The 25708-nt window shown below is 65.9% G+C and carries 23 protein-coding genes and 1 pseudogene; 10 read left to right on the top strand and 14 right to left on the bottom strand.

Translation table 11 applies throughout. The features are described from left to right. Positions 1–39: 39 nt before the first annotated feature. From GVL12_RS07040 to GVL12_RS07000, 9 genes are read right to left on the bottom strand one after another with little or no spacing between them, the layout of a single operon-like run. Positions 40–1197: an MFS transporter gene (locus GVL12_RS07040; protein WP_159912269.1), complete on the bottom strand. Its 1158-nt coding sequence runs from the start codon at positions 1195–1197 to the stop codon at positions 40–42. 7 nt (positions 1198–1204) lie between these two features. Continuing rightward, complete coding sequence (locus GVL12_RS07035; protein WP_159912267.1) at positions 1205–2338, bottom strand: FAD-dependent oxidoreductase; 1134 nt, start codon at positions 2336–2338, stop codon at positions 1205–1207. A 22-nt stretch (positions 2339–2360) separates the two neighbouring features. Then, on the bottom strand, positions 2361–2696 hold the full coding sequence (locus GVL12_RS07030; protein WP_159912454.1) for a Rieske (2Fe-2S) protein: 336 nt from the start codon (positions 2694–2696) through the stop codon (positions 2361–2363). 2 nt (positions 2697–2698) lie between these two features. Beyond that, positions 2699–3634 carry a VOC family protein gene (locus tag GVL12_RS07025; protein ID WP_159912265.1) on the bottom strand — a complete coding sequence of 312 codons (936 nt, stop codon included), beginning with the start codon at positions 3632–3634 and terminating at the stop codon, positions 2699–2701. Positions 3635–3660: 26 nt separating this feature from the next. Next, on the bottom strand, positions 3661–4821 hold the full coding sequence (locus GVL12_RS07020) for a S9 family peptidase (RefSeq protein WP_159912263.1): 1161 nt from the start codon (positions 4819–4821) through the stop codon (positions 3661–3663). Positions 4822–4823: 2 nt separating this feature from the next. After that, entirely contained in the window at positions 4824–7250 is a 2427-nt protein-coding gene (locus GVL12_RS07015) for an RND family transporter (RefSeq protein WP_159912261.1), read from the bottom strand. After that, complete coding sequence (locus tag GVL12_RS07010) at positions 7247–8308, bottom strand: YCF48-related protein (protein ID WP_159912259.1); 1062 nt, start codon at positions 8306–8308, stop codon at positions 7247–7249. Before GVL12_RS07010 ends, GVL12_RS07015 begins: the two co-directional genes overlap by 4 nt. Positions 8309–8312: 4 nt before the next feature. Then, positions 8313–9662 (bottom strand): DUF1329 domain-containing protein, encoded by a 1350-nt coding sequence (locus GVL12_RS07005; protein ID WP_159912257.1) that lies wholly within the window; start codon positions 9660–9662, stop codon positions 8313–8315. A gap of 19 nt (positions 9663–9681) precedes the next feature. Beyond that, positions 9682–11355 (bottom strand): DUF1302 domain-containing protein, encoded by a 1674-nt coding sequence (locus GVL12_RS07000; RefSeq protein WP_159912255.1) that lies wholly within the window; start codon positions 11353–11355, stop codon positions 9682–9684. Between the two features lie 221 nt (positions 11356–11576). On the opposite strand from GVL12_RS07000, the gene GVL12_RS06995 reads away from it, so the two are divergent. The 9 genes and pseudogenes from GVL12_RS06995 (at position 11577) to GVL12_RS06955 (ending at position 19782) form a co-directional block, all read left to right on the top strand. Then, positions 11577–12512 carry a LysR family transcriptional regulator gene (locus GVL12_RS06995; RefSeq protein WP_159912253.1) on the top strand — a complete coding sequence of 312 codons (936 nt, stop codon included), beginning with the start codon at positions 11577–11579 and terminating at the stop codon, positions 12510–12512. Between the two features lie 726 nt (positions 12513–13238). Beyond that, positions 13239–14330, top strand: coding sequence for an ABC transporter ATP-binding protein (locus GVL12_RS06990; protein ID WP_159912251.1), 1092 nt, complete (start codon positions 13239–13241; stop codon positions 14328–14330). A gap of 59 nt (positions 14331–14389) precedes the next feature. After that, positions 14390–15682 carry a PotD/PotF family extracellular solute-binding protein gene (locus GVL12_RS06985; RefSeq protein ID WP_159912249.1) on the top strand — a complete coding sequence of 431 codons (1293 nt, stop codon included), beginning with the start codon at positions 14390–14392 and terminating at the stop codon, positions 15680–15682. A 91-nt stretch (positions 15683–15773) separates the two neighbouring features. Next, a complete protein-coding gene (locus GVL12_RS06980) occupies positions 15774–16688 on the top strand; it encodes an ABC transporter permease (protein ID WP_159912247.1) in 915 nt (304 codons plus the stop codon). A 1-nt stretch (position 16689) separates the two neighbouring features. Next, on the top strand, positions 16690–17577 hold the full coding sequence (locus tag GVL12_RS06975) for an ABC transporter permease (protein WP_159912245.1): 888 nt from the start codon (positions 16690–16692) through the stop codon (positions 17575–17577). Positions 17578–17590: 13 nt separating this feature from the next. Further along, a complete protein-coding gene (locus tag GVL12_RS06970) occupies positions 17591–18355 on the top strand; it encodes a GntR family transcriptional regulator (protein WP_159912243.1) in 765 nt (254 codons plus the stop codon). Positions 18356–18375: 20 nt separating this feature from the next. Beyond that, positions 18376–19146, top strand: coding sequence for an aspartate/glutamate racemase family protein (locus tag GVL12_RS06965; RefSeq protein ID WP_159912241.1), 771 nt, complete (start codon positions 18376–18378; stop codon positions 19144–19146). 104 nt (positions 19147–19250) lie between these two features. Next, positions 19251–19391, top strand: a pseudogene (locus GVL12_RS26240) (rubredoxin). 178 nt (positions 19392–19569) lie between these two features. Then, on the top strand, positions 19570–19782 hold the full coding sequence (locus GVL12_RS06955) for a molybdopterin-binding protein (protein WP_159912239.1): 213 nt from the start codon (positions 19570–19572) through the stop codon (positions 19780–19782). A gap of 181 nt (positions 19783–19963) precedes the next feature. On the opposite strand, the gene GVL12_RS26235 is transcribed toward GVL12_RS06955, so the two are convergent. The 5 genes from GVL12_RS26235 to GVL12_RS06930 all read right to left on the bottom strand — a co-directional run bounded on the left by GVL12_RS26235 (position 19964) and on the right by GVL12_RS06930 (position 24156). Continuing rightward, positions 19964–20134, bottom strand: coding sequence for a winged helix-turn-helix domain-containing protein (locus GVL12_RS26235; protein ID WP_200843562.1), 171 nt, complete (start codon positions 20132–20134; stop codon positions 19964–19966). A 175-nt stretch (positions 20135–20309) separates the two neighbouring features. Continuing rightward, positions 20310–20660 carry an RNA-binding protein gene (locus GVL12_RS06945; protein ID WP_159912237.1) on the bottom strand — a complete coding sequence of 117 codons (351 nt, stop codon included), beginning with the start codon at positions 20658–20660 and terminating at the stop codon, positions 20310–20312. Between the two features lie 118 nt (positions 20661–20778). Continuing rightward, a complete protein-coding gene (locus tag GVL12_RS06940; protein WP_200843561.1) occupies positions 20779–21018 on the bottom strand; it encodes a hypothetical protein in 240 nt (79 codons plus the stop codon). A 484-nt stretch (positions 21019–21502) separates the two neighbouring features. Continuing rightward, entirely contained in the window at positions 21503–23125 is a 1623-nt protein-coding gene (locus GVL12_RS06935; protein WP_159912235.1) for a gamma-glutamyltransferase family protein, read from the bottom strand. Between the two features lie 35 nt (positions 23126–23160). Next, positions 23161–24156: a tripartite tricarboxylate transporter substrate binding protein gene (locus GVL12_RS06930; protein ID WP_159912233.1), complete on the bottom strand. Its 996-nt coding sequence runs from the start codon at positions 24154–24156 to the stop codon at positions 23161–23163. Positions 24157–24266: 110 nt separating this feature from the next. Here GVL12_RS06930 and GVL12_RS06925 point away from each other — a divergent pair, with 110 nt between their 5' ends. After that, positions 24267–25151, top strand: a complete 885-nt coding sequence (locus GVL12_RS06925; protein ID WP_159912231.1) for a LysR family transcriptional regulator — start codon at positions 24267–24269, stop codon at positions 25149–25151. Positions 25152–25708 lie beyond the last annotated feature (557 nt).

Here is a 25708-nt window from a genome sequence, read left to right as displayed (position 1 = left end):
GCTTGTCTCCTGGAAATGGTGTCGTTGTAGTTATGTGTCTCAGGTCGGCTTGCGAGCCAATACGGACGCAGTCCTGCCCTGCAATCGGGAAAAGCACAGCAATGCCAGCAAGGCAATTGCTACAGCGGCGACGGCCAGGCTGCCGTAGCCAAAGGCCTTGACCAGCGTGCCGCCCAGTACGGGGCCGATGGCGGCGCCCGTCATCAGCATGGCGGGCGTGGCGGCCAACGCGCGACCACTGCGGTCCAGCTGGGCCAGCAGGCCGAAGGCAAAGGTGTGCGTGAAGATCATCACGGCCGCGAACACCGAGGCGGCGATCGCATAGGGCATGAACTGCGTGGACAGCATGATCACGCAGACCAGCAGCGCCTGCAGCGCGGCGCCGCCCAGCAGCACGCTGCGCGCGACCAGGCGCTTTTCCAGCCAGGCCGCGAGCGCGGGCGGCGCGAGGTTGACAATGCCCAGTGCCACCAGCACGCCGGTCACGGCGGCCGCGCCGAAGCCCCGGTCGCTGCCCACGCGTTCGAGAAAGCTGAACGCCATGGCCTGCACCAGGCCCATGCAGGCAATGCCGACGATGCCGCACCAGACGCTGGCCGACAGCGGCGCGCGCGCTCCGACCTGGGCGGGCGTGCGCACCGCATCGGGCACCGGGAACGCGACAGCGGCGGCCAGCGCCGCGACCAGCATCACGGCGGCAAACACCTGGAACAGCACCGGGCCGCCGAGCCGGGCCACCAGCGGCGGCGTCGCGCCCATGAACACGATGCCGAACACCGCCAGCGCCATGCCAACAATGGCGAACAGCCGGTGCGGGTGGCCGCTGCGCGCGATGGTGCCGTGCGTGGCGCTGAGCGCCGCGCCCGAAGCCATGCCGCACAGCGCGTGCAGCACCGCCAGGGTGGTGAAATCGCCCAGCGTGGACGCGTAGCCAAAGCCCAGCGCCGCGAGACCGAAGCCCAGCGTCGCCACCAGGCGCACGTTGAGCCGGTCGAAGCGTGCGGCCAGGGCCACGCTGGCCAGCACCGCGCCCACGAGAAACAGCGAGGCCAGCATGCCGGCCTGCTGCGGATCGAATCGGTACTGCGCGACCAGCGTGCCGACCCAGACCGGCAAGGCCACCAGGTCGACCATGCCGGCGCAGTGGCCGATCATCAGCGCCACGCGCCCGCGCTTGGAATCTGTTTTGAATGCCATGGCAGCCTCAGATCGGTTCGGCCAGGGCCATCAGCGAGCTGCGCATGATGCGCGCGTGCTCTTCCTTGTCGCCACCTTCGATCTCGATTTCTCCCAGGCGCGAGGAGTTCTCCACCACCATGCGGCAGCGCTCCCAGCGGCGCGCCTCGAACGCGGCCAGCGCCGCGGGCACGCCGTCTGCACCGCGGGCCAGTTCCTCGGACAGTACCAGCGCATCCTCCATGCCTATGCAGGCGCCCGAAGCCAGGTGCGGCGTGGTCGCATGCACGGTGTCGCCGATCAGCACGATGCGCCCTTGCGACCAGGGACGCGGCACCAACAGGCCCTCGAGCGGGCGGAACACGATCTGCGAGTGTTCGCCCAACTGGGCGCGAATCGACTGCAACGTCGGCGCGCTGAAGCCATCGAGCAGGCCGCGCAGCCTATCGACAAAGCTCGCCGGGTCCACAAAGTCGTTGGTCGGCCGCGGCTCGGTGACGAACAGGTACATCTCGGACTGCGACACCGGGTTCACGCCGGGCTTGATGCGCGGCCCCATCCACATGGTCGCGGCGTCGATTTCGGGCAGCCGCGGCAGCACCGCACGCCAGACCGCCTGGCCGCTGTAGACCGGCTTGGGCGCCTGGGGCAGCAGCGCTTCGCGCACCTTGGAGTACAGGCCGTCAGCGCCTATCACCAGGTCGTAGCGGCGGCGCTGGCCATCGGTGAACTCCACGTCCACGCCGTCAGCGTCCTGGGTGAAGCGCGTGAACGTGCAGCCCAGGCGGATATCGGCGCCGCTGGCGCGCGTGGCATCGGCCAGAATGCGCGCCAGCACCGGGCGCAGGATGGCACCGCCGCCGGGCACATCCGCGCCGGCGATGCGCGGCGTGGGCAGCTCGGCGACCTGCGGGCCATGGGGCAGGCACAGCCGCACGCCGTCGGCCGCATGGCCTTGCGCCAGGAACGCATCCAGAATGCCCAGCTGGCGGAACGCGCGCAGCGTCGCGCCGCCCAGGCTGATGCCCGCGCCGTAGTTGCGCCAGCCCGCGTCGAGCTCGACGAGGTCGACCTGGGCGCCGCGGCGGCGCAGGTCGATGGCGGCCGACATGCCGGAAAATCCGCCGCCGATGATGAGAATGCGTTGGGTTGCGAGGGTCATTTTTTGTCTCCAGATATTTTTTTCAAGGCGCCAGGCGCAGGCTGCCGTCGGAATGCACTTCAATCGCCACCGGCGTCAAAGCATCGCCCAGGCAGGGGCCCAGGGTGCAGACGCCGGTGAGCGGGTCGAACAGCGCGCCATGGGCCGCGCAGACGATGTGGCGGCCGGCCGCGTCCAGATAGGCGTCACGCCGCCAGGGCAAGGGCGTGCCGTGGTGCGGGCAGGCATCGCGCCAGGCGCGCAGCTGCGTGCCCTGGCGCACGACAAACACCGTCGCCTGGCCCGTGCCCTGCGGGTCGAAGCCACGCGCCGCGCCGTCAGGCACATCATTCGCATGGCACAGCCGCGTCGCGTCCATGCTCAAGCCGTTGCCTGGGCTGCGGGCGGTGGCGGGCCGCCCGGCGCCCACTTCTCGCGGTGCTGGAACAGGAACAGCTGCGAGGCGTCGGCGCCCATGGGCGCTTCGCGCGCCGCCCAGTGCTCGTCGTGCAGGTCCATGTCGGCGTCGTATTCCACATGGCAGCCCAGCGGCGAATTGAAATACCAGAACCAGTTGCTGCCAAAGCGGTGGCGCCCCGGCCCCCAGAAGCTCTGGTAGCCCTTCTCGACAAAGCGTGTGCCCGCCAGCATGACTTCGGTGGGGCCGCCGAGGTGGAAAGTGAAATGCTCGCAGCCCTTCATGAACGGCGGCGTCTGGATCATGAACAGCGTGTGGTGGTCCTGCGTGCCGGCGGGCCGCAGGAAGGGGCCTACGCCCTTGAAGCGGTCGGTGCAGACAAAGCCCAGCCGGGTATAGAAGGCTTCGGCCTTGGTCGAATCGGGCACGAAGTACACGACATGCGACAGGGAACGCGGCAGCGCGGGCAGCTCATCGTCCACGGCGGCGACATTGGGCGCGCGCTGCGCGGCCGCACCGGGCGCATTGACGGTCTCGGCCGGCAGAGCGATGGGCCGGCGCACGCTGACCTGGAAGGCCAGCGCAAAGCCCATGTCGTCAAAGCAGCGCAGCACACCGCCTTCGCTGCGGACTTCGCGGTCGCGCCGCAGCTCGGCCTCGATGGCATGGAGCGTCTGCGCGTCGGCCACGCCATAGACGGTCTCGCGCAGCAGGCTGGCCGTGCCCATGGCCGCGGGCAGCGCCGGGTCGTCCTTGGCGCGCAGCACGATGCCCGTGCCGTCCAGCGCCTCGAAGAAATCATTGCCCGCGTCGCGCAGGCCGTAGTCGATCAGGTATTGCCGGCAGGCCGGCAGGTCGTCGACACCAAAAACCAGGGCATCGGGTCCGAGGATATTCATGGAATGGTCTTTCTTGCTTTCTTGGTTCAGACGGCCGTGCGGCCCTGCAGGGTTTCGGCGACCCAGTCGGCGATGTACTGGCCCGCGTTGATGCTGTTGTCGAAGCTCGAGTGCTGCACGCCGCCTTCGCGCTCGGTGAATATCTTGAGTTCGCGCCGGGGACTGTTGACGAGCTGCGCGTAGGTGCGCTCGGCCCACTTGAGCGGAATCTGCGAATCCTTTTCGCCATGCGTCACCAGGAAAGGCACGCGGATCTTCTCGACCACGCCGTCGAGATGCACGTCTTCGGCAATGCGCATGAAGTCATCCATGTCCTTGGCCCCCCAGACCCATTGCACATGGCTCCAGTAGTGCGGCACGGGAAAGCTGCCTTCCTTTTCGAGCCGGCGCTTTTGCACCTCGCGCCAGTCGTGGTTGGCGCCCCAGACCACGCCGCAGGCAAAGCGCGGCTCCATGGCCACGGCGCGCGGGCAGTAGTAGCCGCCCAGCGACACGCCTTCCAGGCCTATGCGCCGCGGGTCTACGTCATCGCGCGTCTCGAGCCAGTCGACCACGCGGCTGGCCCAGTGCTCGCTGTCGTAGCGCGCCGTGAGCCCGTGCAGGCGCAAGGCTTCGCCCGTGCCCGGCTGGTCGACGATCAGCGAGGAAACGCCGCGCCGCGCCAGCCACGCGGGCAGGCCGACGCGGTATTTCATCTCCTTGGTGGAGTCCAGGCCGTTGACCTGGACCAGCAGCGGCGCTCGACCGTTCACGCCTTCGGCGCGCACATACAGAGCCGACAACACCTGGCCTTCGTAGGGAATCTCCACGCGCTCGCAGTTCTCGCCCGCCAGGCGCAGCCCCTTGGCGAACACCGCGAGAAAGCGCTCGTAGAGTTCGAGCCGGCCCGGCGCGCCATGCGCCTGCAGGCGCTCGCAGGTCAGGTAGTAGGTCGCGGCGCGGCTGTATTTCTCGCCCGCGGACAGCAGGCGCCCGCGCGCCTCGTCTTCCTCGGCGAGCGCGCACAGCTTGTCGGCCATGGCGGCCCAGGTCGCGCGAAAGGCCTGCGTGCCCGCGGCGTCGGGCGCCTTGGCAGCGTCTTGCAGCGGCGCGCACATGGCTTCGATCTCGCCGATGCGCGCGCCCATCTCGATGGCCAGATTGACGGACAGATTCCAGACGTAGTTGGTGGGAAAGTACTTGAACATGGTCAATAGTTCGGTGTGAGAGTGGTCGCCGGCATTGCTGCGGGCTGGGCCGCCGGCTGTACGGCCGGCTTGAGGAGGAAATGCGCGAGCGCGGGCAGCAGCACCAGCGCGCCGAGCATGTTCCAGAGGAACATGAAGGCCAGCAGCAGGCCCATGTCGGCCTGGAACTTGATCGGGCTGGCGACCCAGGTGATCACGCCGACGGCCAGCGTCACGCCGGTCAGCATCACCACCTTGCCGGTGAACAGCAGCGCGCGGTGGTAGGCCTGGGCCAGAGTCCTGCCGCGGCGCAGCTCGGCCAGCGTCACCGACAGGATGTAGAGCGCGTAGTCCACGCCAATGCCCACGCCCAGCGCAATCACGGGCAGCGTCGCGACCTTGACGCCCATGCCCAGGGCCACCATCAGCGCTTCGGCCAGCAGCGAGGTGACGACCAGCGGCAGCACCGCGACCACCACGGCGCGCCAGGAGCGGAACGTGACCAGGCACAGCAGCACCACCGCGCCATAGACCAGGAGCAGCATCTGCCGCCAGGCGTCGCGCACCACGATATTGGTCGCGGCTTCTATGCCCGCCGAGCCCGCGGCCAGCAGGAACTCCGACTGCGGCCCGTTGTTGGCCTGGGCGAAAGCTTCGACATGCGCGACCACGCGCGCCAGCGTGTCGGCCTTGTGGTCGCGCAGATAGGCATAGACCGTCAGCAGCGAGCAGGCGTCGTTGTACAGGCCGCGCGGCGCGCTGGCCGTGGCGGTGTTGAGCATGTCCTGGTTGGGCACGAACTCATACCACTTGGGATTGCCTTCGTTGAGGCCCGACAGCACGCGCCGGTTGAGCAGCGATAGCGTGTTGGTCGACTCCACGCCGTCGAGCTGGCGCAGCTGCCATTCGAGGGCGTCGACCTTGTTGAGCGTCTCGTAGTTCGCGCACTGACCCGGCGGCGTGCGCACCATCACCGCGAGCACGTCGCTGGACGCGCCGTAGGCCGCGTTGAGATAGGCAACGTCACGGTTGTAGCGGCTGTCGGCACGCATTTCAGGCGCTCCGGGGTCGAGATCGCCGATCTTGAGTTGCGTGCTGGCCGCGAAGCCCGCGACGCCCAGCACCAGGCCTGCGGCCACCGCGGCCGTGGCCCAGCGCCTTTCGGTAAAGCGCGTGAGCACACGCCACAGATGTCCGCCTTGCGCGCCCGACCGGCTGGCATCGTCATCGCGCAGGCTGCGCGCGGCCGCCTTGGCGCTGACACCGGTATAGCTCAGCAGAATCGGCAGCAGGATCAGATTGGTGAAGATCAGCACGCCCACGCCCAGCGAGGCGGCGATCGCCAGCTCGCGAATGGCCTGGATGTCGATCACCAGCAGCACCGCAAAGCCCACGGCGTCGGCCACCAGCGCCGTGAGGCCGGCGAGGAACAGCCGGCGGAACGTGTTGCGCGCGGCCACGAGCTTGCCGGCGCCGCGGCCTATGTCCTGCATGATGCCGTTCATCTTCTGCGCGCCATGGCTCATGCCAATGGCGAACACCAGGAACGGCACCAGGATGGAATACGGGTCGAGCACAAAGCCCAGCAGCGGCAGCAGGCCCAGCTGCCAGACCACGGCGACCAGCGAAGCCAGCACCACCAGCAGCGTGGAGCGCACGCAGCGCGTGTACCAGTAGACCATCACCGTGGCAATGGCCACGGCCAGCGCGAAGAACAGCAGCACCGCCCGCACGCCTTCGATCAGGTCGCCGACGAGCTTGGCAAAGCCGGTGATGTGGACGCGAACGCCCTCGCCTTCGAACTGGCTGCGCAGTGCCTCGAGCTGATCGGACAGCCGCGCATAGTCGATCGCATTGCCGTCGGCGTCCCTGGCCAGCAGCGGCACGAAGATCACCGAGGAGCGCGCGTCGCGCGCCACCAACTGGCCGATTTCGCCGGAACGCGCAACGTTGGCCGCGAGCTGCTGCAGGCTGGCGGCACCGCCGTCAAAACCATCGGGAATGACCGGGCCGCCTTCGAGGCCCTCCTCGGTCACGCCGAACCAGCGCGTGGTCGGCGTCCACAGCGACTTCATGCCCACGCGGTCGACACCGGGCAGCACGAAGACCGCGTCGCTCAGGCGGCGCAGCGTGTCGAGATATGCGGCGTCGTAGATGCTGCCTTCGGGCCCTTCGGCCCGTTCGACGGCGATGCGCACCGCATTGCCCAGGCCGCTGAGTTCGCTCTGGTGCGCCAGGTAGTTGGCGATATAGGGGTGGCCCGTGGGAATCGATTTTTCGAAGCTGGCCTGCAATTGCAGGCGCGTGGCCTGCCAGCCCAGCACCAGCGTGACCAGCGCGCACAGCACGACGACCAGCAGCCGGTGGTTGAACAGCAGGCGTTCGATGAACGAGCCCGAGCGCGGATCGAAGCGCGCTGCCGAGGGGACAGGGGAGGAAGAAGGCATCATTGTTCGCCTCCCTTCAATGCATGGATACCGTTCACGCCCAGGCCCAATAGCTGCTTGCCCGCAGCGACCAGGCCGGCCAGCGGCGCCTGGGGTGGGGTGTCCAGCGGCTGGAGCGCATCACCTTGCAGACGCAGCACCTGGCCGGCCTGGTTGGCCAGCAGCACCGCATTGCCCACGGGAAGCGATGCCGTGACCGACGCGGGGCGCGGATTCGCGATCTGCGCCCATTGTTCGCCGCCATCGGTGCTGCGCCAGACATTGCCGCGCATGCCGGCCAGCAGCATCTCCTGGCCGAGGATCTCGCCCGTGAACCAGCTGCCTGGGTAGGGGCTGGTCATGGACTGGAAGTTCTGCCCGTTGTCGGAGGAGCGCATCAACAGCCCTTGTTCACCGGCCAACAGCACCGTATCGCCCGCGCGGCGCGCAACGTACAAGTGCATGCCCTTGGGGTTGGGCAGGCGGTCCATCCAGGGCGTCCAGGTCTGGCCGCCGTCTTCGGTGGCGAACGCCAGCCCGAAAGCGCCCACGGCCAGAAAGCGCTTCGCATCCCAGACCAGCACGTCGAGAAACGGCTTGTCCGCGCCTTCGGCGACCAGGCGCTCGGCTTCGCGGATGCGCGCCGCATCGCCACTGCGTTGCGCGGCCTGCAGCGCCAGTTGCGCCAGGCGCAGGCCATCGAGCCGCTGCGTCCAGCGCTCGCCGCCGTCGGCGCTGGTCAGCACCGTGCCGCCATGGCCCACGGCCACGCCATGGCGCGCATCGGCGAAGCGCACTGCGGTCAAGGTGACGCTGGTGGGCAGCGCCACCTGGCGCCATTGCGCGCCGCCGTCGTCGGAGACGATCAACACGCCGCGTTCGCCCACAGCCACGGTGCGCTGGCCCGCGGCCGCCGCGCCCAGCAGCACGGCAGATGCGGGGCGCTGCACCATCACCGCGGGACGCTCGGCGGCCGGTCCCACCGGCGCTGCCGCCGCGGCGCCGGCCAGCAGACCGACGCACAGGGTCGCGGCTGCGCTGGCGCGCCAGCCCGGCGCGCTTGTAAAGGAAGTGAACATCATGGCCTCAGCGCACGCCTTCGCCAGCCATGGCCTCGGCCGTGAAGTGCGAGTCCGCGCGGCGCGGCACGATGCGGTAGTGCTGCTTGCGCTCGTTGACCACGCCGCTCGCATACCAGGCGCCGCTGATCAGGTCGTTGAAACCCCATTGCTGCTGGGGCGTGGTCGCGGGCAGATCGGGCATCACGACCGGGTGCGACCAGACCGTCTTCCACAGCTGGCCCTTGGCATCCCAGCGGTCGGCGAGCACCGCGACCCAGGTGTCTTCGTCAAAGTAATAGCGCGAGCGCGCGGCCTGGTGGCGCTGGCCGGGCTTGAGCGTGGCTTCGAGCACCCACACCCGGTGCAGTTCCCAACGCACATGGTCGGGGTTCAGGTGGTTGGCCAGCAGCAGCTCGCTGTCTTTTTCGGGCGTGTGCATGCGGTTGCTGTTATAGGGAATCAGCATTTCGCGCTTGCCGACGATCTTCCAGTCGTGGCGGTCGGTGCGCCCGGTCAGCACGTCGACTTCGTCGAAGCTGGCCACGCCGCTGGAAGCGGGCGTGGGCGTGTCGCAGCAGGAGTTGGGCAGCTTGCGCACGCGGCGCTGGCCCGTGAGGTAGACCCAGGTCGCGGTCTTGTCCTGGTCCACGTTCTGGCGCCCCACCAGGGCCTCGCCCGCGCGCACCGGCGGGCCGGAGTTGAGCATGCGGATCATCCAGTACTCGCCGTTGTATTTGGCCTCCTGGCCCTGGGCGTAGTACGGCATCTGGAAGTCGCCGGTGGCTTCGACCGACAGCACGCTCTGGCCGTTGGCCGTGCCGAGATAGCCGCGGAAATCGGTCTGCCAGGCCTCGCCGCGCCAGTGCATCTCGTGGTTGGCGATGACTTCCTTGGCGGTCTTGGGGATGGGAAACGGAATGCCGCCGAACGCGTCGCGCAGGATTTCGCCGTCGAGCCTGGCCGTGGTCGCATTCTTGAAGGTGTTGTCGTAGACCCATTGCGGCGCAGCCGCGGTGCGCATGGTCTTGTAGACATCGACGCGAAAGCTCGGGTATTTTTTCAGCAGCGCCTGCGTGCCATCGGTCAGCTTGTCGGCATGCTGGGCCATGTTGGCGGCATTGATCACATACAGCGGTTTGTCGCCGGCGAAGGGGTCGCCGCGGCGCCCGCCGTTCTTGAAGCCGGGCGTGGCGGTGGTGTAGCCACCGGTCCAGGCCGGGATGCTGCCGTCCTTGTTGCCCGCGCGTTCCGCGCCAAAGGGTGTGAGATCGGTCTTGAGCGTAGCGGCCTCTTCGGGCGTGACGCCGGCATGCGCGCTCAGCGCGCCCAGCAGCGCCGCGGCCAGCAGCGTGCCTTGAATCGAGGGGAAGTTCATGTCTGTCTCCGGATGGTTCTTAGAAAGTGGTGCGCAGCGAGAAGCTCAGGAAGTTGCGGTCCTTGAGCGCCTGGCGGAACTGGGCGTTGTTGTTGTTGTCCAGCGTCGGGCCTTCCTTGCCCAGGTAGTGCACGTAGTTCAGCGCGCCGGTCCACTTGCCGAGGTAGACGCCCGCCAGGCCGATGTTGAAATCGCCGCCCTGGTCGACGCCAAAGCCCGGGCCCACGGCCGACGAACGGCCCCAGGCATAGCCCAGGCCAATGCTGGGCGTGAGGTCCAGCCCCGGCAGGACCTGGCGGTACGAAGGCGCGAACACCATGCGCAGCGCCGTGGCGTCGCGGTCGGTATTCGGGTTGAGCATCTGCGCGTTCTGCGTGACCTTGAGCCGGCGGTTCCAGGCGATCTCGCCGAGGAAGCTGGCTTCGCGCGCGATGAAACTCGGCCCCAGGCTCGCGAGCCAGGAGAACTGCGCATGGCCGGTCTCGCCCACGGCGTAGCCCGGGTTGTGGCGGTTGTCGTAGCGCGTGCCCACGCCGATCGCGGGAATCACCGACTGCCCGCTGCTGGCCAGCGGCGCATTGCGCCGCAGCGACATTTCGCCGGCCAGGCCCCATGCGCCCACGGTCTTGGCAAAGCTCGCACCCAACGCGCTCACGCCTTCGTGGTAGGCCCAGCGGTAGCTGCTCGCGCGCAGCGCCGGCGGCGCGCCGCTGAGCGTGTTGTAGATATTGCTGGGCGTGGTCGCGTGGTAGCGCGTGGCGTAAAAGCCCAGGTCGGTGTCGATCGCATCGACGCGCCAGCGCAGCTGCAGGCCGCCCTGGCCCCGGTCCCGGGCATCGAGATCGCCCTGGCGCGCGAACGTGCCCGTGGGCCCGGCGTTGATGCGCTCGGCGCCCGGCCCCATGGAATCGCTGGTCGACAGATAGCTGCCCGCAGGCGCGAGACGGGTTTTCTCCCACTCATAGGTCCAGTACGCTCCCACGGCAACATCGCTCGACAGCTGCACCTGGCCCGACAGCTTGCCCGTGGGACGCACGGTTTCCTTGAATTGCGAATTGGGCACCGACAGCAGCTTGATCAGATCGAGCGGCGCCTGACCGCCCGCGATGCCATTGACGCCAAAGAACAGGCTTTCGCCCCACAGCAGCGTGTGGCGGCCCAGGCGCACGGTCGCGGGCTTGTCGGCCAGATCGAACTTGCCGAAGACAAAGGCATCGAGCAGCTCGGCCTTGCGGCCCATCAGCGATCGCGTGTCCGAGGTGAACGCGCTCGCAGGCGCGTGGTTGGCGCTGATGCCGGGGTTGTCGGTCGCGCGGTGGTAGACCGTGTCGTACCAGGCTGCGGCGCTGATGCGGCCGCCCCAGTTGCGGCCCGTCACGTCGAGCTCGCTCAACAAATCCGCGCGGTTGGAGACCAGGCCCTTGCCGAAGTTGTTGTTGCCGTCGTCCTGGTTCTGGTTGTTGGCGCCCACCACGCCGGCCGGGCCGAACTGCGTGAGCGACAGCCCGGGCGAACGGTCCTTGAGCCGGAACGCGTTGCTGTACTTGAGCGTGTTGTCCCAGCGGATCTTCACGTCGGGGTTGCCGGTATCGAACTCGAAGGCATTGCTCGCGCCGCTGGCCAGCAGCGCGGCAGCCGCCGCCGCCAGGGTGCGCGCCGCCCCGGCGCGGCGAGGGAAAAGGATCGTGGACATGGAAGGGTTTGTCTCCGTTGCATGAGGCCTTGCAGGCCGGACATCGGCTGGCACCGCTTTGGGCCTACGCCGCGTTTCTTCTGGTAGTGAGGCGAGTGTAGGAAGCGGACTTCATGCTGAAAAATGGTTTGAATCCATCCCAGCTATCGATGGCGCAAATACTTTTCGGGTTAACCCGCAAATTCCGGCCAGCCATTACGATGCCGTCCAGGAGACCCCCGATGCGCTTCAACAAACTTGATCTCAACCTGCTGGTGGCGCTCGACATGCTGCTGATCGAAGCCAGCATCAGCCGTGCGGCCGAGCGGCTGCACATGAGCCAGTCGGCCATGAGCAATGCCCTGGGCCGGCTCAGAGACTATTTCGACGACGAACTGCTGGTGCAGGTAGGCCGGCGCATGGAGCTGACGCCGCGCGCCGAAGTGCTCAAGGACACGGTGCGCGACGTGCTGCTGCGCATCGACAGCTCGGTGGCGGCCAAGCCCGAGTTCCTGCCGGCCAAATCCGACCGCGAGTTCCGCATCTTCGTCTCGGACTTCACGCTGGCCACGCTGATTCCGCATGTGCTCGCGCGGGCCCATGCGCAGGGCCCCGACATCCGCTTTTCGCTGCTGCCCCAGGTGCTCGAGCCGACACGCTCGCTGGACCGCGCCGAAGTCGATCTGGTGGTGATGCCCAGCGAATACTGCACTTCGAGCCACCCGACGGAAGCGCTTTTCTCCGAGCGCTTCCAGTGCGTTCTATGGCGCGATAGCCGGCTCGCGCAGGGCACGCTGAGCATGGAGCGCTATATGGCGGCTGGGCATGTAGTGACCATGCCACCCGCGACGAATGCCTCGTCGCTGGAAGACTGGTTGTTCAAGCGCCACGGACTGCAGCGGCGCGTCGACGTGACCAGCTTCAGCTTTGCATCGTCGCCCGCACTGGTGGTCGGCACCGAACGCGTCGCGACCATCCACAGCCGGCTCGCGCAGCAGGCCGCGCGCCATCTGCCCATCGTTGTGCGCGAAGTGCCGATGGCGCTGGCCGAAATGTCCCAGGTCATGCAATGGCACCGCTACCGCACCCGCGACCCCGGCATCGAATGGCTGCGCCGGGTATTCCACGATGCGGTGCGCGACATGGACGCAGCCGACTCTGTATTGCTGCGTACCTGACCTTGCCCCTGGAATCCCTACCCCATAACCAAGTTACGAGCGAGTTGCGACTATTGAATCAAATGTGTCCCAGACCGCGAATGGCGCAGATCAGTCTGGAGCAATCAGCCATTCCACGGCATTAAAGGCGCGCTTCTCGCCTAAAGATGACATCTGGCCTGCGCAATCGGCACCTTCGCAACCGCTGCATGGTCCACGCATTTTTACCAACGACAAGGGCCGCTTACCGCAGCCAGATCGGCCCAGACCACGCGGTCGCAGCATATGCAAATCACGGAAGGCAAGTGGTGGACTGATATTTCGTCTCGATCGCCCTGAGCTGGGTGCTTGCCATGTCGATGGCCAGCTTCGCATGGCTGCGTCATTCGGGGCAACGGCGCAGGCGAGAGCATCACACTGAACACGCTGCCGGCCAGCGTGGGCCGCGTCGGGTCAGGCGCTGGTCGATGACATAGACGTCTCGCGGTGCCCGCAGGCTGGCCGTGCGCGCCTGACCAGGCTGCCGGAAATTTAGCCGCTAAAAACCTACCCCTGGACCTGCGCCATAAAGCGGCCGTCAATCTGTGCCCCAGGAATGGAAGACCAGCGCGCAGCCAATCACTGTGCTTTACGGTGCATGCCGCCTTAACGCTGGGGCCGTTCACTCCCCGTCCAGGTGCATTCTGTATACAAAATGGTGCAAACATTGCGTGCAAAGCTGGCACGTCATTTGCATACATCATTGGCATGCAAGCCCACATCCCTGCACCCGCACCTTCCCAGTCCACATCGGCCGCCGCCGGCATTGAAGTCGTTGCGCTGACCAAGCGCTACGCCAGCGGCAAGCCCGCCGTGGATGCGATCAACCTGCGCATTGCCAGCGGCAGCTATTGCTGCCTGCTGGGCCCGTCGGGCTGCGGCAAGAGCACCACCTTGCGCATGATTGCGGGGCACGAGTCGGTGACCGGTGGCGACATCCTGCTGGAGAACCGCAACATCACCGACCTGCCCGCCGCGGCGCGCGGCACGGCCATGATGTTCCAGAGCTTTGCGCTGTTTCCGCACCTGTCGGCGCTGGACAACGTGGCCTTCAGCCTCAAGATGAAAGGCGTGGCCAGGGCCGAACGCCAGGCCAGGGCGCGCGACCTGCTCGAGCGTGTAGCGCTGGGCCACCTGGCCGAGCGCAAGCCGGCGGAACTCTCGGGCGGGCAGCAGCAGCGCGTGGCTCTGGCGCGCGCGCTCATCACGCAGCCACGCGTGCTGCTGCTGGACGAACCCCTTTCCGCGCTCGACCCCTTCCTGCGCATCCAGATGCGTGCCGAGCTGCGCCGCTGGCAAAAAGAGCTGGGCCTGACTTTCATCCACGTCACCCACAGCCAGGAGGAAGCCATGGCCCTGGCCGACACCATGGTGGTGATGAACCACGGCGTGATCGAGCAGGTGGGCAGCCCGCACGAGGTCTACAACCGCCCCGCCAACGAATTCGTCGCGCGCTTCATGGGCGGGCACAACGTGATCGATACGCCGCAAGGCCTGGTGGGGGTGCGCACCGACCATCTGCAGATCGCGCTTGCCGACGCCGAGCTGCCCAGCGGCGCCCAGCGCATGCAGGCCGTCGTGACCGACGTGGAGTACCAGGGCACCTATGTGCTGCTGGGCCTGCAAAAGCAGGGCGTGGCCCTGTCGGCCAATGCCACGGCAGCCTATTCGGTGATGGTGTCCGAGGCCGGGTTTGCCGCGCTGCCCTGGCAGGTGGGGCAGCCGGTGCAACTGCACTGGACGCCTCATCAAGCGCACCCGCTGTCTGCGCCCTCACCGGCCCTGGCGGTCGCCGCCTGAATACCTCCCGTCCCCCCCGTTTTTCATCCGTCCCCATCCGCAACCCAAGGAGTTTTCCCATGTCCGATGCTTCCCGTGCCGATTCCCCTGTCGTCGTTTCCGGTGCCACTGGCGTGCAGCGCCGCTCGCTGCTCAAGGGCACGGCGGGCATCCTGGCTGCCGGCGTGTTCCCGGCGGTGCACGCGCAGGAAAAGATCGTGCTGCGCTACCTGGGCACGGCGGTGAACCAGGACAAAGTGATTGCCGAAAAGTTCAAGGCCGACACCGGCATCCAGATCCAGTACGTGGCCGTGACCACCGACGACGTGAGCAAGCGCGCCGTCACTGCGCCCAACAGCTTCGATCTGATCGATACCGAGTATTTCTCGCTCAAGAAGATCGTGCCCACCGGCAACCTCAAGGGCATCGATACCAGGCGCATCAAGAATGCCGACAAGATCACCCCGCTGTTCACCACCGGCATGGTGGGCGGCAAGGCCGTGGGCGACCAGGGCACGGCACCCAAGAAGGTGATCTACCTGGAAGGCGAAAGGTCCAAGAAGTTCGCCAGCGCGCCCACGCAGTTCATGAGCCTGATCCCGACCGTGTACAACGCCGACACGCTGGGCATACGCCCTGACCTGATCAAGCGCCCCATCAACTCCTGGGCCGAACTGCTCAACCCCGAGTTCAAGGGCAAGACCGCCATCCTGAACATCCCTTCCATCGGCATCATGGACGCGGCCATGGTCGTGGAAGCCATGGGCATCTACAAGTACCCCGACAAGGGCAACATGACCAAGAAGGAAATCGATCTGACGATCAAGACCCTGATCGAAGCCAAGCGGCAAGGCCAGTTCCGCGCGCTGTGGAAGGACTTCAACGAGTCGGTGAATCTGATGGCGTCGGGCGAAGTGGTGATCCAGTCGATGTGGAGCCCGGCCGTCACGGCCGTGCGCACCAAGGGCATCGCCTGCAACTTCCAGCCGCTCAAGGAAGGCTACCGCGCCTGGGCTGCCGGCTTTGGCCTGCCCGCCACGCTCAGCGGCCGCAAGCTCGATGGCGCGTATGAGTTCATCAACTGGTTCCTGGACGGCTGGGCCGGCGCCTACCTGAACCGCCAGGGCTACTACAGCGCCGTGCTGGAAACCGCCAAGTCCAAGATGGAAGCCTACGAGTGGGCCTACTGGATGGAAGGCAAGCCCGCCGCGCAGGACATCAAGGGCCCGAACGGCGATGTGCTGGCCAAGGCCGGCGAGGTGCGCGACGGCGGCAGCTACGAATCGCGCATGGGCTCCATCGCCTGCTGGAATGCGCTGATGGATGAGAACAACTACATGGTTCAGAAGTGGAATGAATTCGTGGCGGCATAAAAAGCGGCCGCCCAGCGGAAGGCCCCGGCCTTCCGCTGCGTTAGTTCCAACGCCAGCGCGTATTGCCCCGGATAGCTGATTTGCCAACACCATGAGCTCTACCCACACCCCTACCCTGCCCGCCAGCGCCATCCCGGGGCGAAGCATCGCTGCCTGGTGGCAGGCCGCGCCGTTCACGCTGGTGTTCGCGCTGTTTTTCCTCATCCCGCTGGCATTGATCGTGATGGTCAGTTTCTGGGACTTCAACGAGTACGAATTGCTGCCCGGCTTCACGTTCAAGAACTACGTGTCCATCTTCGCGGGCTGCGGCGATGCGTCCGAAGGGCTGTGCGTCACGCTCAAGACGTATTACTCCACGCTCAAGTTCAGTTTTCTGGTGTGGCTCATCACGCTGGTGATCGGCTTCACCGTGGCCTATTTCCTGGCCTTTCATGTGCGCTCGGCGGGCATGCAGACATTGCTGTTCGTGCTGTGCACCATCCCGTTCTGGACGTCCAACGTGATCCGCATGATCGCGTGGGTGCCGCTGCTGGGGCGCAATGGTCTGGTGAACCAGGGCCTGGTGGGCGCGGGACTGATAGACCAGCCCATCGAATGGCTGCTGTTCTCCGATTTCTCGGTGGTGCTGGCCTTTGTGCACCTCTACACCATGTTCATGATCGTGCCCATTTTCAACAGCATGATGCGCATAGACCGCAGTCTCATCGAGGCGGCCAGCGACAGCGGCGCCAGCGGCTGGCAGACGCTGTGGAACGTGATCGTCCCGCTGTCGCGCACCGGCATCATCATCGGCTCGATCTTCGTGATCACCATCGTCATGGGCGACTTCGTCACCATAGGCGTGATGGGCGGCCAGCAGATCGCCTCCATCGGCAAGATCATCCAGGTGCAGACGTCCTACCTGCAGTTCCCGCTGGCGGCGGCCAATGCCGTGATCCTGCTGGCCGTGGTCCTGATGATCATCTGGGGCCTCACGCGCCTCGTCGACATCCGCAAGGAGCTGTGAGATGAAAGTCCGCGAAACCCGCCCCGCCAGCTTCTGGCCCCTGGCCACCGTGTTCAGCCTGTTCGTGCTGTTCATGTACGGCCCCATGCTGGTCATCTTCCTGCTGAGTTTCCAGGGGCCCGAAGGCGGGCTCACCTTCCCCATGCGCGGTGTGTCGCTGCACTGGTTCCACAAGCTCGCCGAGGGGCTGGGCGTGGTGGACATAGGCGCGGCGCTGTGGCGCTCGCTGGGCCTGGGCGCGGCGGTGATGCTCAGCACGGTGGTGCTGTCGGTGCTGGCCGGCCTGGCGTTTCGCAAGCGGCTGGCCGGCAGCAACACGCTGTTCTTCATCGTCGTGGCCAGCCTCATCATGCCGTCCATCATCGTGTCGCTGGGCATAGGGCTGGAGTTCCGGCTCATGGACAACGCCATCAAGGCCACGCTCGAATGGCTGGGCATGGAAAGCGCGCTGGAGGGCTATGGCACTTCGCTGGGCCTGTTCACCTCGGCGCTGGGCGCGCACCTGACCTGGACGCTGCCCTTCGGCCTGCTCATCATGTTCGCGGTGTTCAACCGCTTCAACCCCGCCTACGAAGAGGCCGCACGCGACCTGGGTGCCACGCCCTGGCAGGGCTTTGCGCATGTGGTGCTGCCGCTGATCGCGCCCTCGGTCGTGGGCATAGGCATGTTCGGCTTCACCCTGAGCTGGGATGAGATCGCACGCACCTCGCAAGCCATTGGCGATGTGAACACGCTGCCGCTGGAACTGCAGGGCCTTACCAGCACCGTGACCACCCCATCCATCTATGCGCTGGGCACGTTGACCACGGTGGTGTCGTTCGCGGTCATGGGCATCACGCTGGCGCTGGTATGGGCATTGGGGCGACGCGGCAAGGGCCGCACGGGTTAAAAACGGCACCCTTATGACAATAACTACCCCAAAGCCCCGGCGCGCACGCGCCGCGGTGACCCAGCCCCCTGCCCAGCCCGACGCGACCGGCCAGCTCAGCGACAACGACATGTACGACCGCATGGTGTCCGCCATCCTCGATCACCGCCTGCCCCCTGGCACCAAGCTGGTGGAAGACAAGCTGGCGACGGCGTTTGGCGTGTCGCGCACGCGGGTGCGGCCCGTGCTGGTGCGGCTGGCCAACGAACAGGTGGTGACCCTCACGCCCAATCGCGGGGCCTCCATTGCCCAGCCCACACCGCAAGAGGCACTGGAGGTGTTCGAAGCCCGCCGCCTGCTGGAGCCGCGGCTGGTGGAGCTGTTCATCGCCAACGCCACGGATGCAGACATCGCGGCCTTGCGCAACTGCATCGAGAACGAAGAGGCGGCGCGCGCCAGCGGCGACATGCGCCGTGCGATTCGCCTGTCAGGCGACTTTCATCTGCAGATCGCGCAGGCCGCCGGACACCAGACGCTGGGCCGCATCCTGCGCGAGCTGGTCTCGCGCACCTCGCTCATCCTGATGACCTACAGCCCCTCCCACGCCCAGACCCGCGAGGAGGCCACGGCCTGCGGCTGCCGCGAGCACCGGGCGCTGATCGACGCCATTCGCCTGCGCGACGCCAAGGAGGCGGCGCGCCGCATGCTGGACCACCTGGTGCGCATCGAGGCGCAGCTTGAATTCACGCCCCCGGCAGCCGACACGCTCGATCTGACCCGGTTGCTGGGCGGTGTCTGATCTTCAACGCCCCGCGACCCATGCGCCAACTGCTCGTCATCAACCCCAACACCTCGGCCCGCGTCAGCGCGCTGCTGCGCCAGCATGTGCAGGCCGCCGCAGGCTCGCATGTCGCGGTGCGCACGGCCACGGCGCGTTTTGGCGCCCCCTACATTGCCTGCGAAGCCAGCTACGCCGTGGCAGCCCATGCCGCGCTGGATGCCTGGGCCCATGACCTCGCGCAACCCCAGGCACGGCCCGATGCCGTGCTGATAGGCTGCTTTGGCGACCCCGGCCTCATGGCCTTGCGCGAAAGCAGCCCGGTGCCCGTCACCGGCCTGGCCGAGGCGTCATTCATCGAAGCCGCGCGCCATGGGCGTTTTGCCATCGTGACCGGTGGCGAGCGCTGGGGCCCCATGCTGCAGCGCCTGGCGCAGCAGCTCGGGCAGGCCCATGCGCTCGCAGGCATCCACACCGTGGCCCCCACGGGCGCCCAACTGGCGGCAGACCCGCAAGCCGCGCGCACCCTGCTGGCCCAGGCCTGCCGCGACGTGGTGCGCCAGATGGGCGTGCAGGCCGTGATCCTGGGTGGCGCAGGCCTGGCAGGCATGGCCGCGGCGGTGCAGCCCCAGGTGGCGGTGCCGGTGATCGACAGCGTGGTGGCCGGTGCCACCTGGGCGTTGCGGGCGCATCCCGTGCCGCCCGAGCGCAAGGCGGCCGGGTTTGATGCGGCGTGGGCTGGGGTGTCGAATGAGTTGGCTGTGTTGGGGGCGGGTGGAGTGGCTGAGCCGAGCAGCGGGTCAACGACATGAAGCTCACACATGTCGCCATTACTGCGTGTGTCAAGGCAGTTGTCGCCTTGGCCGTTAGGCCACCTGCTTATCGATGTCGCGTGCCACACGCTCAAGGTTCAGGCATGCATTCTTTGCATGACCAGGAAGACTGCGCGCCGGAGCACGGCATCGCCCCTGGAACGCCATGAGCGGCCGTGCCCGCCGACTGGCTGTGTCCCGACTGCGGCGTCGGAAAATCCGATTTCCAGATGATGGAGCTGTAGGCACAGCGGCCCGATAAGAGACTTGCCGGGAGCACGGTTTCGATACTGAACGGTGCTTTCGTGGAAACAGCGGCCAAAGCCTACTTGGCATGTTTCCTCAGCGTGGACAATGGCACGGTGCGTGTCCTCGCACCCCTACGCTGCAACGCAGCATCAACCAGCCATTTTGGAGTGAATCATGAAAATCAGTGCGCGCAATGTCCTGTCAGGCAAGATCCTGGCCATCGTCCGCGGACCCGTAACCACGGAGATCACCCTGGAGATCGCGCCAGGCGTGCAGATCACTTCGACAATCACCAGCACTTCTGCTGAGTCCCTGGGTCTCAAGGAGGGTGCGCAGGCCTATGGCGTAATCAAGGCGTCTTCCGTCATGATCGGGGTCGACGACTGAGGCCTGCGTCGCTCAAATTCCGCTGCAGCTATTTGAGAAGCGCCAACAGGACCTTCAACTCTTGATCTGCGGCCTGTTGGACAATGTTTTCAACTGCCCGGTAACGGGCCACGACCTCCCGCCCCGTCACCGTGAGCTGTGCTCCGCCCCGACGCCACCACCGGCTGCACCAACGCCTGGTTCATCTCGTCGACCAGATTCCAGGCTCGCCGATACGACTGCCCAAGCTGCGCGCAGCTGCGGAAATGGACTTGTGCTTCTGAATTGCTTCCAGCAGTTGGACTTTGCCTGGACCTATGGCGATGACATCGTCACGGTAGAGACGCAGGCGAAAGAGCGCATTTTTCTTCATTGAAAGCATCCAACAAGTCGCAAGCAGCTGATTGAGATGAGACCGAGGGTTCTACAGACTCTGGGCTCCGCCAGCGATATCGCAGCCAAGCCTGCCTGACCATCGAGCAACGCCGATCGAGACGAAAAAAAACCGACTCAGGAAAGAGCCGGTCTTTCACAGGAGTCGACTGGACTCAGTAGCGACCACCGCCTTGGCCACCATTGCCATACCCAACGTCCGAACGATTGCTGGAAGTGTAGCCAGCCTCGCTGCGGCCACCCGAGCTCCTGCCTTCTTCGCGGGGGCGCGCCATGTTGACGACAATCGAGCGTCCATCGACGGACATGCCGTGCAGTCCGGTGATCGCGGCCTGGGCGGCTTCAGCAGAAGCCATTTCCACAAACCCGAAGCCCTTGGAGCGGCCGGTTTCGCGGTCCATCATGACCTTGGCGGAAGAAACGCTGCCAAACTCGGCAAAGTTGCTTTCCAAGCTGGAATCGGTCACGGAGTAGGGCAAGTTGCCCACGTAGATTTTGCTGCTCATGAAAGAGCCTTTTTAAATAGTGGCGCACAACGAATAGCGCACCGTTGGAATAAGAACGTACGGATCGGGAGTCCGCAGCAACGGGAAAGCGGGGATTGGATCTGGGGTGAACAGAGCATCAGCACGCAGAGAGGTGCGGCATGCACGTTTGCAGCCAGCCCTGGGTCACAGCAAAGATCCGGGCGGCTTCGCGCGAGGCAAAGGTTTTGTCAAAACGGAACACACGGCAGTAGCTGCCGTTGCTCTGGGACCGATGGACCGAAAAAGAGGCGCTGAAGCGGCCACATTTGGTCTGGTGTGTCGCGGGCGAAACGACGTACTTGCCCATGGAAATGGCGGTCTGTGAAATCTGGTTCATTCAGGGACGCAGGCTTGAATCGACCTGCGTGAGCTTCTAGGAACTCGGTTGGCTGCAGCTCTACAGCCAACTGGGCGACAAAGGTCGCAAAAGGCACCCTGCCTGGGTGCAGATTGCCGGCACTGGGCAGGGGTTGCGGCGTCTGTAAAAGACAGTCGCTGCAGTTGGAATCACTCTATTATATCGATATTTGCATTAAGCAAACAATTAATATTCTATTTTGTTTTGAAGGTATCGCCTTGGCTGCGCACTCCCGGGGTGAGGTGCTGGGTGTCACCACGATGTAAGCGGCCCGCCCCGTCAGCAGTGCCCCTGTCTGCGGGCAGCAAAAGTCGGCCTCCCCCTCCACCCCGCCCTGCCCGTGCTCCACCAGGAAACGATTTTTGCGCGTGCGGGCCTGGCTATCCCGCTCCACCCCGGCGCAGGTCGTTGCGGCAAGGCTGAAACATTCAGGGGGCTCATGCCTGGAGCGGGAAACCTGCTGCTAAAAACCTGCGGCCAGGCCGTCGCGGCGCGGATCGCTGGCGAACTGGTAGCCCTCGACAGCGGGGTCGCCCATGCGCCAGATGAACTGGCCGGCGCCGAAGTCCTGGTAGGGATCGTCAATGACCTCCAGCTGGTGGCCCAGGGCCTGCAGGCCTGCAACAGTCGCGGGATCCATGCCGGCTTCGACATTGAGCGCCAGGCCCGCGTTGTAGCGCCAGCGCGGCGCATCGCAGGCGGCCTGGGGCGACTGGCCGTAGTCGATCATGCGCACCAGCGTCTGCATATGGCCCTGGGGCTGCATGTTGCCGCCCATGACACCGAAGCTCATCACCGGCTGGCCATCCTTGGTCAGGAAGGCCGGGATGATGGTGTGAAACGGTCGCTTGCCCGGGCCCACCAGGTTGGCGCGGTTGGGACCCTGGGGGTTGGCGCTGAATCCGTAGCCGCGGTTTTGCAGGCTGATGCCGAAGCTCGGTTCGACCACGCCCGAGCCAAAGCCCGCGAAGTTGCTCTGGATGAAGCTGACCATCATGCCGCTCTCATCGACCGCGCTCAGGTAGATGGTGCCGCCCTGGACCGGATTGCCGGCCTTGAAATCCTGGGCGCGCTGCGGATCGATGAGCTTTGCGCGCGCTGCCAGGTAGGCGTCGTCGAGCATTTGCGCGGTAGTCACTTCCATGCCGGCATCGGCCACATAGCGGTCGACATCGGCGAACGCCAGCTTCATGGCCTCGATCTGCAGATGCTGGGAAGCCACGCCATCGAGTGGCAGGCCGGCCAGGTCGAAATTCGACAGGATGCCCAGCGCGATCTGCGCCGCAATGCCCTGGCCGCCGGGCGGAATCTCGTGCAGGGTGTAGCCACGGTAGTCCTTGGCCACTGGCGTGACCCATTCGGCCTGGTGCTGGGCCATGTCGGCCATGCTCAGGCAGCCGCCGTGCTGCTGGACAAAGGAAGTGACCGCCGCGGCGATTTCGCCCTCATAGAACGCCTTGCCCTGGCTGGCACCGATGGCGCGCAGCGCGCGCGCGGCCGCAGGAAAGCGAAACAGCTCGCCCACGGCAGGCGGCCGGCCCGACGGCAGAAAGCTCTGGGCGAATCCCGGCTGCGCCTGCAGCTCTGGCGCGCCCGCGGCCCATTTTTGCTGCACCACGGGTGGCACCAGGTAACCGCGCTCGGCGATTTCAGCGGCGGGCTCCATCAGGCTGGCAAACGGCAGCTTGCCGAAGCGCTCGTGCAATGCGACCCAGGCGCTGACGGCCCCGGGCACGGTGATCGAGTCCACGCCGCGGCGCGGCGGCCTGGCCTGCCGGCCGTAGCGCTTTTCGAAATACTCCGGCGTCCAGCCCTGGGGCGCCCGGCCCGAGGCATTGAGACCGTGCAACTGCGAGCCATCCCACAGAATGCAGAACGCGTCCGAGCCCAGACCGTTGCTGACAGGCTCGACGATGGCCATCACGGCCGCTGCCGCTATGGCCGCATCGACGGCATTGCCACCGGCCCACAGCATGCGCAAGCCGGCTTGCGCCCCCAGGGGATGGGAGGTCGACACGCCATTGCGTGCAAAAACGGGAACGCGCACGGAGCTGTACGGGTTGCCGGGGGAAAACGGGGCATTCATGGGAGTTCCTGACATGGGCGCGGGCTCTTGGAAATTCAGTCGGCGGAGATGCCCAGAACCTTGACGTCCCGGGTCCAGCGTGTGAGCTCGCGGTCGATTTGCTCCTTGAACGTCTTGGGGTCGCTGGCTTCGGGGGTCAGCCCCTGGGCCTCGAGTTGCGCGCGCACATCGGGGCGGGCAATGATCTTGCGCACTTCCTGTGCCAGCTTTTCAACGATCGCCGGATCCGTGCCACCGGTGGTGAACAAGCCATACCAGGAGGTGAAGGCATAGCCGGGCAGGCCGGCTTCGGCGACGGTGGGCACGTTGGGCAGGGACTTCACGCGCTCCTTGGTGGTCACCGCCAGAATGCGGGTCTGGCCGGTCTTGGCGGAGGTAATGGCGGGCGGAATGCCCGAGAAGATGGCCTGGACCTGGCCTGCGGAGACATCGGCAATGGCCGGGCCATTGCCCCGGTAGGGCACATGCACCAGATTCACGCCCGCCTGCTGCGCGAACAGCGCGCCTGCGAGATGCAGGGTCGAGCCGCTGCCAGAAGATGCGTAGTTGATGGTGCCCGGTTCCTTGCGGGCGGCGCCTATCATTTCCTGGACCGTCTTGTAGGGCAGCTTGGCCGTCACCAGCAGGGCGTTGCCCGACTCCGCCACCAGGCTGATCGGCTCCAGGTCCTTGCGCGGGTCGAAGGAAAGCTTCCTGGAAAGCACCGGCGCGATGGTGTTGCTGCCGATGGAGCCCAGCAGCAAGGTGTAGCCATTCTTGGGCGCCTTGGCCACGATGTCATTGGCGAGCAGGCCGCCCGCGCCGCCCTTGTTTTCCACCACCACGGTCTGGCCCAGGCTCTGCTGCAGCTCCTTGGCCAGAATGCGCGCAACCATGTCGTTGGCGCCGCCCGCGGCAAAGCCCACCATGATCTTGAGCGGCTGTGAAGGCCAGACATCGGCGGCGAGGGCCGGCGTGGCCAGGCCCGTGGCGCCGCAGGTCAGCAAGGTGGCGCAGCAGGTGAAAAGCCGGCGGGACATGTGTTCAAGCATAGAAAACTCCAGAATTAATGCAGCTTGCAGGACTGATGACGCCGATTTTGATGATAGAAAGCGCTTTGTGAAAGCTGGACTTTCTTCCGTTTCTTGAAAGAAAACCATTTATGCCAAGCCTGCGGATTCTTCGCACTTTTCTGGCCGTCTCCACGGAAGGTTCGTTCACGGCTGCCGGACATCGTGTGGGGCTGACCCAGGTGGCCGTGGGCCTGCAGATGCGCACATTGGAGACAGACCTCAAGCGCAAGCTGTTTACCCGCCAGGGCAAGCAAGTGGCGCTCAACGAGCAGGGCCGGGCACTGGTGCCCATTGCCACGCAGCTGGTGGCACTGTACGAGCAGGCCAAGCACGGCACCCAGGCGGATGCGCCGCTGGCCGGCACCGTGCAATTCGGCTCCATCGTCTCGGCACTGAGCCAGTTGGTACGCGCCACGCTGGAGCTCAAGCGCCATCATCCAGCGGTGGACCTGCATGTGGTCTCGGGCAAGTCCAACCGGCTGATTGCCCAGGTGGAAAACCATGAGCTCGATGCGGCCGTGGTGGTGCATGACCCGGCCCTCAAGCGCCCCTCGCTGGTCTGGACTCCGCTGTACGCCGAGCCCATGGTGCTGCTGACGTCGCGCTCCTCCAGGCTGGCCGAGCCTGTCATCATGGTGGAGCGCTATCCGTTCATCCGGTTTGACCGCACCGAACACACGGGCGAACTGGTCGATCGCACGCTGCGCCGGCTGCGCGCCAAGCCCCAGGAGTTCATGGAGCTGAACTCGATCGAGACCATTGTGGAACTCGTGAGCGACGGCATGGGCGTGGCCATGCTGCCGCTTCTGGCCAGGCATGCCTGGGAAAACAACCCGCAGCTGCGGGTGGTACCCATTCCCCAGGCAGCCGAAAGCCGCCAGATCGCCCTGGTGCAGCTGCGCACGGCGGCACGCGCCGAGGTGGTCACGGCGGTGGGGCAGCAGTTCATGGCGGCGCGGGGCACGGCGGTTTGAGTTGCGCCAGCACTCGAGCAAGGCCCATCTTTAGTACCGACAAGGGCCGTTTGTCACAAGCCAGTTGCACAGGCGCGTCCATCCGGTATGAAAGCTGCCCACGCGACTCGTCCTGCGGCGCTCGCGGCCCATGCCTTGCCCCCGGTGCCCACGACGTTCGCCAGAAAGAATCCATGCCGCTTGGCTTGAAGAAAGCCCATGTCAGGCCGCGGGATCCGGTACTGGGCCATCAGCGCAGCTGAAGGCGTGCTCTGCAAGCCCATCGTCTTCGCATGCACCGAACAACTTCGGACCGAGGCTCCGGCCCGGGTTCCATAAATTGCGCCACACTGCCATGTCTTCGACCAATGACTTGCTGAACAGCATTCGGACTTGCGAAATCGGTTTGACGCTGGCGGAGCTTTTTCTTGCCCGCGTCATAGCCCTTCAGGGCTGCGGTATCCGCATTCTTCAGGAATCTGGAGACGGACCTCAAGCTCATTGTTCGGTTCACGACTCCGGAGCCGCGGGAGACGGTTTTTCTGTACCAAGACGCAGTGGAGCGAATTCGAAAGGGT

Origin of the sequence: Pantoea sp. 18069 (assembly GCF_902706035.1) — a bacterium.
GTDB lineage: Bacteria > Pseudomonadota > Gammaproteobacteria > Burkholderiales > Burkholderiaceae_C > Comamonas.
The sequence above is the reverse complement of the archived record's forward strand: the minus strand, read 5'-3'. Positions and strand labels throughout refer to the sequence as shown.